Genomic DNA, 12,906 nt, shown 5'->3' with positions numbered 1-12,906 from the left:
GTTGCCCGCATCTTCTGTTCTTCTAGTATACCCGATTTTTGGTCTTTCTTTCAGTGAAACACCCTTGCCAATCGAACCCTTGATTGGCAGACGCCAAAAAAGCTGTTCCATCCATGGGATGAAACAGCAAAGGATCGCTTATAAATGATTGCGTCTTAAAAACAGATCAGCGAATCGTGGCAAAAGCCGTTGACCACAACAACAATTCATCTAGCATATCATTGACACCCGCAGCCATGTGCTCACCGGGTTTGAAGGTACTGAAACTTTCAAAATCAGTAAATAAGTTGAAGGCTGGGTTGGTCCGCACGGTGGCAACTTTTTGTTCAGCTAATACGTTGCGCAATTGTTCAGCGGCCCGAATCCCACCGCCAGAACCGTAGCTGACAATCCCAGCAGCTTTATCAAACCATTCTTCCCGAGCAGAATCTACGGCATTTTTCAAGGAAGCTGCAAAACCGTGGTTGTATTCTTGCACGATGAAGATATAGCCATCTAATTCAGAAATTTTTTTGTTCCATGCCAAGTTTGGCTCAGCCGTTCCCATAAACGGTAAATCAAATGCCTTTACATCAACGATCTCAAACTGATGCTCTGACCGTTGATTAGCAATTTCTTGAATATATGCTCCGACTTGCGGACTTACGCGTCCTTCTCTTGTACTGCCTAAAATAATACCAAATTTCATGATAGGTTCCTCCTAAGGTTGTCTTATTTTGTTTTCTTAACGATTGGCAAATGTGTCTGCCCAGTCCAATAATTCCGTCAACATGTCGTTCATTCCTACAGTCATATGCTCGCCAGGGGTAAAGGTGGCAAAGTTTTCAAAATCAGTAAATAAGTTGAAGGCAGGATTGGTGCGCACCGTGGCTACTTTTTGTTCCGCCAAAATCAAGCGAACTTGCTCAGCGGCACGAATCCCTCCTGCCGAACCATAGCTGACGATCGCTGCTGCTTTGTTGAACCATTCCTCTCGAGCGCTGTCCAACGCATTTTTCAAGGAAGCTGATATGCCATGATTGTATTCTTGTACGATGAAGATGTAGCCGTCTAACTCAGCGATTTTTTCGTTCCACGCTTGGTTCACTTCACCTGTACCCATAAAGGGCAAGTCATAGTCTTTGATATCAATGATTTCAAACGAGCGGTCGCTATGCGCGCGTGCTGTTTGTAAAACATAATCGGCTACTTGCGGACTCACGCGGCCTTCTCTCGTACTGCCAACGATGATCCCGATTTTTTGCGCTTTTTTCTTTTCAGGGGTGCGATACACCTCTTTAATTACTTCTTTTTCAATTATTTGTTCTTTTTTCCCAAATCCAAAGACCATTCTTTTGTACTCCTTTTGTTGTGGTTTCTTTAACGATGGACTCAGCATACCAAACTTACTTTTAGTAAGTCAATCATTCTGCTTACTTTTTGTTAGAAAAAAATCTCAGCTGCTTCTTATTGACATTCATTCGGTACCGAACTATAATCAACTCATCGATATCGTTAGGTACCGAACGATAAACCAAAAGGAGTGTACACCATGAGTACAATGACCGACCACTTAATGAAACAGCTTCGTTTTATCAGCGAAGCCAGCAATGCCTTTATGAGTCAAAACAACCAGCGCCTTTCGGGACAGCAACGTGTCCTGGCCGTTTTAAATTTAGAAGACGGCTTGGTGCAAAGTTATCTTGCAGAAGTCTTAGACCTACGGCCAAGCTCTCTAGCGGAACTATTGAAGAAAATGGAAAATAGTGGCGATATTCAGCGCAAAGAAGATGCTGCTGACAAACGGATCAAACGAATCTATCTGACAGAAACTGGCCGAAAAAAAGCAGAAAAATTACTGGCACAAAAAGAAGCAGCCAGCAGTCAGTCGTTTTTTGCAGGGCTCTCAGAGGAGGAACAAACCGAATTTGCTCGTCTTCTTGAAAACATTGCTGCTGGATGGGAGACGGACTTCCAACAGCAGGCACAACGCTTTATTGACCCAATGGATCGTTTGCAAGCCATGCAAGAGATTCGGGAAGAAATGATGAAGCAATGGGGCGGAAATTGGCAGGAAATGTCGAATGACGAGCGCCGAAAAATGAGGCAACAAATGAAAGATACTTGGCAAGAAATGGGCGTTGATGAGCGACGCCAAACGAAAAAACAGATCAAGGAAGCCATGCGGCAAATGCCGTTTCCTGGACATCGCGGCATGTTTGGCAATCGGCCATTTGGGCCGTTTGGGCCGTTTGATAATAGCGAGGCGAATGATCCACGGTACACATGGGTAAAAGGCAACTTTTTTGATGCCTATGGGTTTGGACAAGACCGCAAAGCAAGACCGACTTCCGCTTCTAAAGACGAAGCAGCCGAGGAGGATTGGCAGGATTTCTAATAACACCTAATTAAAAAGAAAAAGCGGTGAGCCATCTTGCTTGCTGCGGAGGAAAACGAATGGAAACAACGACACCAACAGTGAACAAAAACAAATTTAAAATGAAAGACTTTATCCACCTGATCGTCAGTGTCAATCCTAAAAAAGGCTTGTTTCTTTTAGGGATGCTCTTTAGCCTGATCACAAGTGCCGCCAGTTTGGTCGTGCCGCAGCTGACGAAAACACTGGTCGATGCCAGCGGCACCCCCACGTTTAGCACCTCCATGCTGGTCGTTTTGATCCTAGCCTTTGTGCTGCAATTAGGCGTAGGGACTTTAGGCGGTTTTCTCTTGCGCTATGTGGGAGAAAGTGCTGTGAAAACGTTGCGGGAACGTCTTTGGAAACATCTGCTGCATTTGCCAGTCAGCTATTTTGATGACCACAAGTCGGGGGAAAGCAGTTCGCGACTCGTCAATGATACTTCCGTGATCAAAGAACTAGTCACCTCGCAATTTCCCAGCTTTGTCACTGGCTTGATCCAATTGGTCGGTTCGATGATCATCTTGTTTTTGATGGATTGGAAGATGGCTGCGATCATGTTCAGTGCGGTGCCTTTGATCACCTTGATCATGTGGCCAATCGGCAAGATCATGTCAAAACTAGGACGCCAGTTGCAAGCAGCGACCGCCGATTTCAATGCGGATGCCAGCGAAAAGCTCTCAGAGATCCGTTTGATCAAAGCCAGCAACGGAGAAGCCAGTGAACAAGAAAACGGTCGGCGCAACATTGGGGCAATTTTTACCCTCGGGGTCAAGGATGCGAAAGTCAGTGCGATTTTGCAGCCAATCATGACGACGGCCATGCTGGGCTTACTCGTAGGAATCCTCGGTTATGGCGCGATCCGTGTGCAAGCCGGCACCTTGACGAGCGGCGCATTGATCGCTTTTCTACTGTATCTCTTTAATATTATTGCGCCTGTGACGACGTTTGCGATGTTCTTTTCACAAGTCCAAAAAGCGATGGGTGCTACGGAACGGATCCAAGAAATTTTGGATACGCCGCTGGAGCCGATCCAGGCAGCACCCAAAGCCGCCATCGATGGCGCAGTCTTACGAGCAGAACAAATCGATTTCAGTTACGATCCCAAACGGCCGATTTTGCAAAACATTTCTTTTGAAGCCAAACCCAACACCGTGATTGCTTTTGCAGGACCAAGCGGCGGCGGAAAATCCACGATCTTCGCTTTACTAGAACGCTTTTATGAACCCACCAGCGGGCGCTTGCTGATTGGAGATCAGCCGATAGCTGACATTGATCTACAGGACTGGCGGGCACAGATCGGCTATGTTTCCCAAGACAGTGCGGTCTTTGCTGGTACGATTCGGGAAAACTTGCAATACGGATTGGGCCGAACACTGTCAGAGGAGGAATTGTGGCAAGGACTGGCATTGGCTTATGCCGATCAGTTCGTCCAAGAGTTCCCCGAAAAACTAGAAACACAAATCGGTGAACGCGGCGTCAAACTATCTGGTGGTCAAAAACAACGGATCGCCATCGCTCGAGCATTCTTGCGGGATCCCAAGCTGCTGATGCTGGATGAAGCGACTGCCAGCCTAGATTCTCAGTCAGAAGAAAAAGTCCAGCGGGCGTTGGATCATCTGATGGAAGGGCGCACGACATTAGTGATCGCTCATCGCTTATCGACCATCGTGGATGCCGACCAAATCTACTTTATAGAAAAAGGCACCATTACCGGTCAAGGTACCCATGCACAATTGATCAACAACCACCCGCTTTATGCTGCCTATGTCAATGAACAAATGATCAACTAATCGAAAAAACTGCTTATTGACGGATAAGCAGTTTTTTTCTATTAGCCAACGGCTGAATGTTGCTTCCCTTCACGCGTCCCAGGCACTTGATTCACTCGCTGCAATTCTTTCAGCACCTGATTTTCTGCCCGCAAAAAATCCCGTTCGCTTTGGGCAGTAGCAAGCTTTCCTTGATAGACCAAGACTTCTTCTTGGTAGGTTTTGGCGGTCTTTTGGACTTCTTCTTCTAACTGATCGATTTTATGGGTCAATTCTTGATTGATCTGTTCATATTTTAGGTAAAGCTTTTGGGCATTTTCGATATTCGTTTGTTCCAAATTCGCTTTGCTGGATACTCGGGTAGCCAAATAAGTAAGTACACCAGTAATGAGTGACGGCAAGACAACTGTTACGATCGATGTATCCATGATCCTCCCCCATTCTTTTTGATACAATTCATATCATCTGTTTCCAGTATAAAAGATACGATTCGTATCGTCAACTGATGTGATATTTTTTATATCAAATAATACAAAAATAGATACAAATTATATCTAACGTGCTATACTACAAAAAAGGAGGCGATCACTCATGCTTGGCGAACGGCTAAGAACACTCAGACTACGAACCAACCAAACACAACAGCAGATCGCAGATCAGCTAGGGATCACCCGCGCAGCGTATTCGCATTTCGAAAATGATCGTAACGAACCCGATGGCGAGACCATCGTCAAACTCGCGGAGATTTTTCAAGTATCCACCGATTTTTTATTAGGCAGACAAGTCCCGGCAGGCTTCACGCCACCCTCTGCAAAAGTTCAAACCGTTGCGGCCCATATTGATGATGACGTCACCGATGAGCAGATGGAAGACATCCTCAGCTATATTGAATTTATAAAACAGCGGCACGCCCAAAAGGAATGATGGAAATGGATAAAGTAGAAGAACTGATGGCCGCCTACCCAGACTTGCACTTTATTTTCGATAAAAATATGCCTGATGGTCAGCAAGGATTGTACATCGATCACCATATTTACTTGAACCCTGACCAATCACAAGAAGACCTCTTGAGCACCATCGGTGAAGAAATCGGTCATTATCTGACCAGTGCTGGCGACATTACCGCCCAAGACACCAACGAAAAACGCAAACAAGAACGCAAAGCCCGCGACATTGGTTCTGCGATCGTGGTCACGCCCTATGATATCATCGCTTGTTTTGAAGAAGGCTGCAAAACATTGGCGGCATGCGCTGATTATTTAGGGGTTCCCCCACAAACCTTCAAAGACGCGGTCACGTATTATGCTCGCCGCTTTGACGGTATCAAAACCGAAGAGAACTATACCTTGTTTTTCCATATCGACGGCACGATTGAAGTTATCAAAACCTTTGGCAATCAAGGCTAAGCCTTTTTCACACAAAAACAGACGTTCCTTTTCTGCTGCTAAGTGCAGCGTTGACGGAACGTCTATTTTTTATCCTTGCATGTTGACCCGCATCAATACACGGTTTGGTCGATAGTTTTCTGAGGATTGATGAACCAATGCACCTTCCTCAAAACGATACAAATTGTATCCATAGCGTTCTTCAAAACGGACCATCCCATCGCCTTCATCTTCCCCGACAAACGACATACTTGCCACAGTATAGTAAGGAATCCCTGCGATCGTTCCCGTAAACGCATGATGGGTATGTCCACTGAGAATACAAGAGATTTGATACTGCTGCAATAATGCCACCAAACGATTGGCACCGGCCCATGCCGGCGTGCTTGCTTGGTCGGGCAACAAATGATGGTGCGTCACAAAAACGATCTTTTTCTCTTTGAGCTGCGCCAGCGTGGCTTGCAGCCATTCAAACTGTCGCTCATCCACGATACCGTTGGCATAGCCATAGCAGGAATTATCGAAAGTCACGATCGCCAATGTCTCCGTTTCATAGACTTGATTAAAAGGTGTATCACTGGCGGTTTCTACTGACTTGCCTTGCCAGCCTTGGCGAAAATGCCGTTTGATATCATGATTACCTAGCGTTACTACGATGGGCACTGAGCCAAAGGCTTTTTCTAAATATCGCTTCAAAGAGGCATAATCGGCAGGCGCGCCATCTTCGGTCAAATCGCCACTGATCACCACCAAATCGATCGCTACTCGCGCCTTGGCATCTTGGATACACTCTTCAAGAGGAATCAAGGGATTTTGCATAGCTGCCAGCATTCCTTGATACCCTTCTTCACAAGGCAGGTAACTTTCTCGAAAATGGATATCTGATATATGCAATACATTCATAGGTTTATCTCAATTTCTTTCTGATGATTCCAGTCAACTGGTCTAATAAGAAGACGGTCACAACGACGCCCAACAAAATAATACTTACCTTGCTCCAGGTTCTGGTTTGAATAGCAAAAATCAATGGTGCACCGATCCCGCCAGCACCGACTAACCCTAACGTTGCCGCACTGCGGACCGCAATTTCAAAATGATTCAGTGCAAAGGAACTATAGATAGGCGCTAAGTAAGGGACCCGCACGAAAAACATCGTCTGCCAAAAGTTGGCACCGACGGCTTGCATCTCTTCCGTCAAGCGCTCATCCATGGCTTCCATTTCTTCGGTAAACAACTTGCCCAGCATACCGATCTGGTGGACACCGATCGCCATAACTCCAGCAAAAGGTCCTGGACCTACCACACGGACAAAAATAATCGCATAAACCAGCTCGGGAAATGCCCGCAAGATATTGCAGATCATTTTGCCGATTTTTGCGACCCACGGTGCAGAAGACCATAGGTTGGCGGCACTCAGCAAGGTCACCGGTATCGCGCAGACTGTTGCGATCATCGTTCCTAGACAAGCGATCCCGATCGTCAGTAACAATAAGCTCCACAGATCCTCCCCGCTACCGTCGTAAAAGAAAGACCAGTCTGGCTGACTCAACCCTTGCAGGACATCTCTTCCCATCGCTAAGGAAAAAGTACTCAATCCGGAATAATCCAGCGTCGCTGCAGATAATGCCAGTAAGATAGCAAAGAGTCCCCATAACAGCCAAGTCGTTTTCTTCACTTCTCTGATCATCATAGGAAAGACCTCCTTACCCGCTCACTGAGAAAATCAACGATCGCTACCGTCAGCAAAATCGTCAAGATAATGATCGAGACCCGCTCATAATTCAACAATGCCAATGAGGCGTTCAAGATGACCCCGATCCCGCCGGCACCAACATACCCTAACACCGTCGAAGCTCGAACATTGACTTCAAAGGCATAAAAAGTATAGCTGGCAAACTGGCTGATGACTTGGGGAATGATCGCCCAAACGGTCACTTGAAATTTATTCGCTCCTACCGCTGCTGCTGCTTCGATCGGCGCAAAATCAATGGTTTCGATCGCTTGGAACATCAGCTGTGAAACCATACCAAAGGTAAAGACCGCGATGGTCAAAACACCAGTGGCTTCACCGATCCCAAAAATCGCTACGAACAATGCCGCCAACAATAGATTGGGGATCGTCCGCACCAGCCCTAAGAGAAAACGCATCGGCACCGAGACCCAACGGCTTTCTGTCACGACTGTTGTCGCCAACAGACTCACCGGTATCGCTGCGACTACTCCTAAAACGGTGCCTAAAAAGGACATCTGCAATGTCTTGATCAAGGGCATCATCAGTTGCGGTAGATAACTAAAGTCTGGGTGCAAAAAGCGAGCCATGAAAGCCGTCATCTGGCTGCGATTCGACCACACTTGGGCAAAATCAGCCCCTGTGATCCAGGCACTGCTTTGAAAAAAGAGCAGCAATAAAAGAACCAGCAGCAGGTGTTTGTACCAATTAAAATGAACTGTTTCTTTCAGTTTCATCGATTTCTCCTGCCTTTTCTTCAAAAATTGCTTTGCCATAGATTTGTTCTAAACGCTGATCTGTCAAAGCGGCTGCGTTGCCGTCAAAAACGATCGCACCTGCTTTTAAGGCAATGATCCTTGTCGCATACTGACGAGCCAAGGGAATCGAATGCAGATTGATGACAATCGTTTTGCCCATTTCTTGATTGATCTTCTTCAGATCCTCCATCACTTTCTCTGTCGTGATGGGATCTAGTGATGCCACGGGTTCATCTGCTAAAATCACCGGCGCTTGTTGGACCAAGGCACGGGCGATGGATACCCGCTGCTGTTGCCCACCACTCAACTGGTCACTTCTCGTTTGCAGTTTGTCTGACAAGCCGACAGTCGCTAGCGCTTCTTTCGTTCTTTCGTAGTCTTCTTTCGTAAACAACCCTAAAATACTTTTCCAGGTCCCGTAATACCCCAAACGCCCAGACAAAACATTTTTTTGAACGGTACTGCGTTTGACCAAATTGAAGCTTTGCGAGATCAATCCGATTTGTCGACGAATCAAGCGCAATTCTTTTTTATTGGCTTTCGTGACTGATTTGCCGTCTACTCGGATATCTCCTTCAGTGATTGGCACTAAGCGATTGATCGAGCGCAAAAAGGTACTCTTACCAGCACCGCTCAAGCCAATGATGGCCACAAATTCACCTTGCTCAATCGTTACATCTATGTTCTGTAATCCTTTGACCCCATTTGGGTAGACTTTGGATACATTCTCAAAAGTTATCATCTGTTTTCTCCATTATGTAGGGACCGCGGCAAAGTTTCCCCAATCGGTCACGGTCTATCTCACTAAAAAATGCACTGGTACTGCGTATTCCACCTATTCCCCTAGTAAATCGCTGCACATCTCCGTGTCCCGTTATCCTTCTACCGCAATCCCTGATTTTTTACTCTGCTGCTCGTTGTGTATAATCGCGAATGGTATCGTAAGCAGAATCTGCTGCTTCTTCATACCCTTGGTGTCCCCACAAGCTCATTGCTTCGGCACCCTCTTCATCATCTGCCATGTTCAAGAACACTTCTTTGATCTGCTCTTTTAGTTCAGCATCCATTGATGGTTGGACGGCAATGGCGTCATTTGGAATATCCCCTTCGGTCAAGTAAAGGACTTTTAGGTCTTTGAATAAGTCGTTGTCTGGGAAGCTTGACGCAAAGACATTTCGTGCCCCTTGGAACACAAAGGCGGCGTCCATCTGACCATTCAAGACTGCAGTGATCTCACTTGGAATATCATTCACGGTCGTTAATGTAGCATCCGTCGTTGGATCAACTCCTGCATCTTTCAACTCGGCAACTGGGTAAATATAGCCGCTAGCAGAGTTTGGACTCAATGTAGCGATTTTTTTCCCTTTTAAGTCCGTCAATTCTGTCATGTCGCTATCCGCACGGACCAAGATCTCCCCTTTGAAGGTATTGGTTTTTTCCCCTTCTAATGGCAAGCCCGTCTCTGGATCATAAGCACCTAATTGAGAAGTCAAAATCGCTTCAGCTGCATCCATGTCTTTGGCTTGAACATAAGCGGCTGGCGGCATGATCCCTAAATCAACTTGTCCAGAAGCCATAGCTTCTACGATCGTCGAATAATCCGTTGCTAACGTTACTTCTACTTCACGGTCTAATTTTTTTGATAAATACTCAGCAAACGGTTTTGCTTTGGCTTGCATCGAGCCGTCATTATTGGTCGGTACGAATTGTACCACCAGCTTTTCTTTTTCGGCTGCGGCACTGCTGTCGCTGCTGCTGCTCCCATTCCCACAGCCGGTCAATGCGGCAACTAACGCAATTCCTAACATTCCTTTAACAATTCGTTTCAATGGCATTTTTTCTCCTCCTAATGGTTTGAAGCATTCTTACATTCAAATCATACCAAGTATCCCGTCAAAATGAAGTGACACATGTCCTATTTTACCTTATTTTTACATACAATTTACATTAGTTTTTATTTATCGTTCGTGTTGAGTCAAAAGGGGAACTAAGCTATACTTAAAGAAAACCATTCAGGAGTGGCTGATTCCCATGAAAAAAATCGATGATACCGCACGCCTCAGTAATTACATTGACACATACGATCTGCAATCTTATATGGACAATGATTTGTTAGCGATGGCCACTTTGCATTCCTTTGAAAAAGAAGAGCACCTGATTCGAACGGGCACGCCTTCTGAATACTTGTATTTTCTCGTAGAAGGAACCGTGATGGTCTACTCCTTCTCTTCGGATACCCAAACGATTTGTATTGATTACGCTAAGCCGGCTGCACCTTTAGGGGAAGCTTCCTCTTTGTGGGAACTCTTGCCGAAAAGCAGTGTCAAAGCCGCTTCTGCTTGCGTCTGCGTCTGCATCCCTTTGAATCGCTACCGCAACACCTTGCAACAAGACGTCCGCTTTTTGCAAACCATCTGTCAGTTGCTAAGTTCCCGCTTGAATTCGGGGATCAACTTAGCGAATTCATTGACGGAACCTGTAGAGACACGGTTGGCCAAATTTATTCTTGCGCATCAAGAAAATCAACACTTTTCCTTTCAGTTGACCACCTGTGCCGCGATCTTGAATGTCAGCTATCGCCACCTGCTGCGAACCTTTACCAGCTTTCGGGAAGACAAGCTGATCGAAAAACAAAAACAGGGCTATGCGATTCTCGATTTCCCCGCTTTAGAGTCGCTTGCCGAAAATTTAAGCCATGTGTAAGGAGCAGTCCCCAAGAATGTTCGGGTTTTCCCTGAGCAGGCGTTCCTGATGTTGGTCTTGCCCTTAACTCGCGCTGTGACAAGCGTTTGCTACCGTGTCAGGCAAGCGAGAAGGGCAACTGCGCCTTATTTTCTTACAAAAAACCCGATCCTTGCTGATATTCAGTCGAGGATCGGGTTTTTTTTGCTTATTTCACGATGGCTAAGAAGTCTTCTCCTTGCAAGACATCGGTTTGGTTCATATCCATCACATCTAAATATTGCGGGGTGTTCGTCACAACGATCGGTGTGATCGTGGATAAGCCAGCTGCTTTGATCGTATCTAGATCAAACTTCACTAACAAATCGCCGCGTTTGACTTGATCGTCTTGTTTAACAAAGACCTCAAAGCCTTTGCCGTCTAGTTCCACAGTATCCATACCAATATGCATCAGAACTTCGGCTCCATCCGTGGTGGTCAAACCAACGGCATGGCCGGTAGGAAAGAGCGTCGTGATGGTGCCATCTGCTGGCGCATATAAAGCCCCGACAGTTGGTTCGATAGCGATACCTTTTCCTAATGCACCAGAAGAAAAGACTTGGTCTTTGACTTCTGCTAAGGGAACCACTTTGCCTTCTAACGGACTGCTGAGGATCACACGTTCTTTAGACGAACTATCGGTGGGTGTAACTGGCTCTTTTGCTGGTGCTGCACTGGCATCGGTTGCTGGCTGATCTTCAAAACGTAAGAAGAAGGTCAAGACAAACGCGGCGCCAAAAGCGATAGCCGTTCCGATCGAAGCGGCGATCAGACCACTTAGATCTTTCGTATCTTGTGGGATAAAGGAAGGCAGACTTAGTAAGCTGACTAACCCAAAGGTATAGTTTTCGACTTGGCTGAAGCCGATGAAGGCTCCCCCGATGGCACCACTGATACACGCGGCGATAAATGGTTTTTTCAATGGCAAGGTTACCCCATACACCGTCGGTTCTGTGATCCCAAAAATTGAGGTGATCGTTGAAGAAAGGGCCAACCCTTTCAATTTCACATTTTTTGTCATAAAGAACACTGCTAGCGCTGCACCCCCTTGAGAAAGGACAGCTGGCAACAGCATCGGCACCATGGTATCGACACCGGTTTGACTGAGATTCAACATCATGATCGGTACAAAGCCCCAGTGCATGCCAAACATCACAAAGACTTGCCATAAACCACCCATGACAGCGCCAGCGATCAGTGGGCTGAAGTGGTAAATGCTGTCGTAAGCACTACCTAACAAGTTTCCTAAAATCGTTCCTAGTGGACCGACGACAATAAAGGTCAACGGCGCCATGATCAAGAAGACCGCTAAAGGCACGCAGATGATCTGTAAGAAGCTAGGAATGACTTTTTTAAAGAAACGCTCCACATAACTTTGTAAAAAGACCGCTAAAATAATCGGAATGACGGAAGACGTATAAGCACTCGCACCAATAATGACAGGGAGGCCTAAGAAACTCAAGGTTTGTCCAGCCAAAGCGGTAATATTTGGATGAACCAATGCCATCGCTAAGGAAACCGCTAGAAATTCATTGGTACGAAACTTCTTCGCTGCAGTAAAAGCCAACATCACTGGTAAATAGGTAAATAACCCATCAGCAATCGCATACAATACGGTGTAGACCCCAGAATCAGCTGCCAGCCAATTCAAGGTGACTGCCAGCGTCAAGAATCCTTTTAAGACCCCGGCACCTGCCATTGCGCCTAAAAATGGCGTAAAAATCGACGAAATAATATCCACCAGTTGATTCAAGAGGTTGCCTTTGTCGCCTTTGCTGTCTGCTTCGCCATCGAAGTTCGCTACTCCATTCAATTCACGGTAAACGTCGCTGACATGACTGCCGATCACCACTTGGTATTGTCCGCCGCTTTGAACGACTTGGATCACGTCGTCGTCTTGATTCAAGCGTGCCGTATCCGCTTTGTTCTCATCTTTTAATTTGAAACGCAAGCGGGTCGCACAATGCACCACGCTGTTGACATTTTCTTTGCCGCCCACCGCATCGAGGACGCGAACTGCAATTTCTTTATTTGAACTCATTTTTTCAACACTCCTTTTTTAATAAAAAAACCCAGATTGAAAAAACGACCGTCCAACGAGTCTTTTCCTCGCTGACTGTTGTCTTTTCAATCTGGGTATTGCCTG

The 12,906-nt window shown here is 46.2% G+C and carries 14 protein-coding genes; 5 read left to right on the top strand and 9 right to left on the bottom strand.

The annotated features are described in order from the left end of the window. Positions 1 to 166: 166 nt before the first annotated feature. Positions 167 to 688, bottom strand: coding sequence for an NADPH-dependent FMN reductase (locus Q1X33_RS10275; RefSeq protein ID WP_005230681.1), 522 nt, complete (start codon positions 686 to 688; stop codon positions 167 to 169). 36 nt (positions 689 to 724) lie between these two features. Further along, on the bottom strand, positions 725 to 1,330 hold the full coding sequence (locus Q1X33_RS10270) for an NADPH-dependent FMN reductase (RefSeq protein WP_005230680.1): 606 nt from the start codon (positions 1,328 to 1,330) through the stop codon (positions 725 to 727). Positions 1,331 to 1,531: 201 nt separating this feature from the next. Between Q1X33_RS10270 and Q1X33_RS10265 the strand changes: the two genes are divergently transcribed. Both Q1X33_RS10265 and Q1X33_RS10260 read left to right on the top strand, forming a co-directional pair. After that, a complete protein-coding gene (locus Q1X33_RS10265) occupies positions 1,532 to 2,377 on the top strand; it encodes a MarR family winged helix-turn-helix transcriptional regulator (RefSeq protein ID WP_034869462.1) in 846 nt (281 codons plus the stop codon). Positions 2,378 to 2,436: 59 nt separating this feature from the next. Further along, positions 2,437 to 4,188, top strand: coding sequence for an ABC transporter ATP-binding protein (locus tag Q1X33_RS10260; RefSeq protein WP_034869465.1), 1,752 nt, complete (start codon positions 2,437 to 2,439; stop codon positions 4,186 to 4,188). 41 nt (positions 4,189 to 4,229) lie between these two features. Here Q1X33_RS10260 and Q1X33_RS10255 read toward each other — a convergent pair whose 3' ends face one another. Further along, positions 4,230 to 4,595, bottom strand: a complete 366-nt coding sequence (locus Q1X33_RS10255; protein WP_005231942.1) for a hypothetical protein — start codon at positions 4,593 to 4,595, stop codon at positions 4,230 to 4,232. A 163-nt stretch (positions 4,596 to 4,758) separates the two neighbouring features. On the opposite strand from Q1X33_RS10255, the gene Q1X33_RS10250 reads away from it, so the two are divergent. Together Q1X33_RS10250 and Q1X33_RS10245 are read left to right on the top strand one after the other, a co-directional pair. Beyond that, positions 4,759 to 5,091, top strand: a complete 333-nt coding sequence (locus Q1X33_RS10250) for a helix-turn-helix domain-containing protein (RefSeq protein ID WP_005230670.1) — start codon at positions 4,759 to 4,761, stop codon at positions 5,089 to 5,091. A gap of 5 nt (positions 5,092 to 5,096) precedes the next feature. Further along, positions 5,097 to 5,573 carry an ImmA/IrrE family metallo-endopeptidase gene (locus tag Q1X33_RS10245; protein ID WP_005230668.1) on the top strand — a complete coding sequence of 159 codons (477 nt, stop codon included), beginning with the start codon at positions 5,097 to 5,099 and terminating at the stop codon, positions 5,571 to 5,573. A 69-nt stretch (positions 5,574 to 5,642) separates the two neighbouring features. On the opposite strand, the gene Q1X33_RS10240 is transcribed toward Q1X33_RS10245, so the two are convergent. The 5 genes from Q1X33_RS10240 to Q1X33_RS10220 all read right to left on the bottom strand — a co-directional run bounded on the left by Q1X33_RS10240 (position 5,643) and on the right by Q1X33_RS10220 (position 9,874). Then, entirely contained in the window at positions 5,643 to 6,455 is an 813-nt protein-coding gene (locus Q1X33_RS10240) for a metallophosphoesterase (RefSeq protein WP_005230667.1), read from the bottom strand. Positions 6,456 to 6,459: 4 nt separating this feature from the next. Beyond that, a complete protein-coding gene (gene phnE / locus Q1X33_RS10235) occupies positions 6,460 to 7,242 on the bottom strand; it encodes a phosphonate ABC transporter, permease protein PhnE (RefSeq protein ID WP_005230666.1) in 783 nt (260 codons plus the stop codon). Further along, positions 7,239 to 8,018, bottom strand: a complete 780-nt coding sequence (gene phnE / locus Q1X33_RS10230) for a phosphonate ABC transporter, permease protein PhnE (protein ID WP_010748971.1) — start codon at positions 8,016 to 8,018, stop codon at positions 7,239 to 7,241. Before phnE (Q1X33_RS10230) ends, phnE (Q1X33_RS10235) begins: the two co-directional genes overlap by 4 nt. Continuing rightward, a complete protein-coding gene (phnC, locus tag Q1X33_RS10225) occupies positions 7,990 to 8,781 on the bottom strand; it encodes a phosphonate ABC transporter ATP-binding protein (protein WP_005230661.1) in 792 nt (263 codons plus the stop codon). Before phnC ends, phnE (Q1X33_RS10230) begins: the two co-directional genes overlap by 29 nt. A 160-nt stretch (positions 8,782 to 8,941) precedes the next feature. After that, entirely contained in the window at positions 8,942 to 9,874 is a 933-nt protein-coding gene (locus tag Q1X33_RS10220) for a phosphate/phosphite/phosphonate ABC transporter substrate-binding protein (RefSeq protein WP_005230658.1), read from the bottom strand. Positions 9,875 to 10,070: 196 nt separating this feature from the next. Here Q1X33_RS10220 and Q1X33_RS10215 point away from each other — a divergent pair, with 196 nt between their 5' ends. Beyond that, positions 10,071 to 10,742 carry a cyclic nucleotide-binding domain-containing protein gene (locus tag Q1X33_RS10215; protein WP_005230657.1) on the top strand — a complete coding sequence of 224 codons (672 nt, stop codon included), beginning with the start codon at positions 10,071 to 10,073 and terminating at the stop codon, positions 10,740 to 10,742. Positions 10,743 to 10,929: 187 nt separating this feature from the next. On the opposite strand, the gene Q1X33_RS10210 is transcribed toward Q1X33_RS10215, so the two are convergent. Next, complete coding sequence (locus tag Q1X33_RS10210) at positions 10,930 to 12,801, bottom strand: beta-glucoside-specific PTS transporter subunit IIABC (protein ID WP_005230656.1); 1,872 nt, start codon at positions 12,799 to 12,801, stop codon at positions 10,930 to 10,932. Between the last annotated feature and the right edge of the window lie 105 nt (positions 12,802 to 12,906).

This window comes from Enterococcus sp. B2E4 (genome assembly GCF_030499455.1).
In the GTDB taxonomy this organism is placed as follows: domain Bacteria; phylum Bacillota; class Bacilli; order Lactobacillales; family Enterococcaceae; genus Enterococcus_D; species Enterococcus_D casseliflavus.
This window is presented reverse-complemented; position numbering and strand designations above follow the sequence as displayed.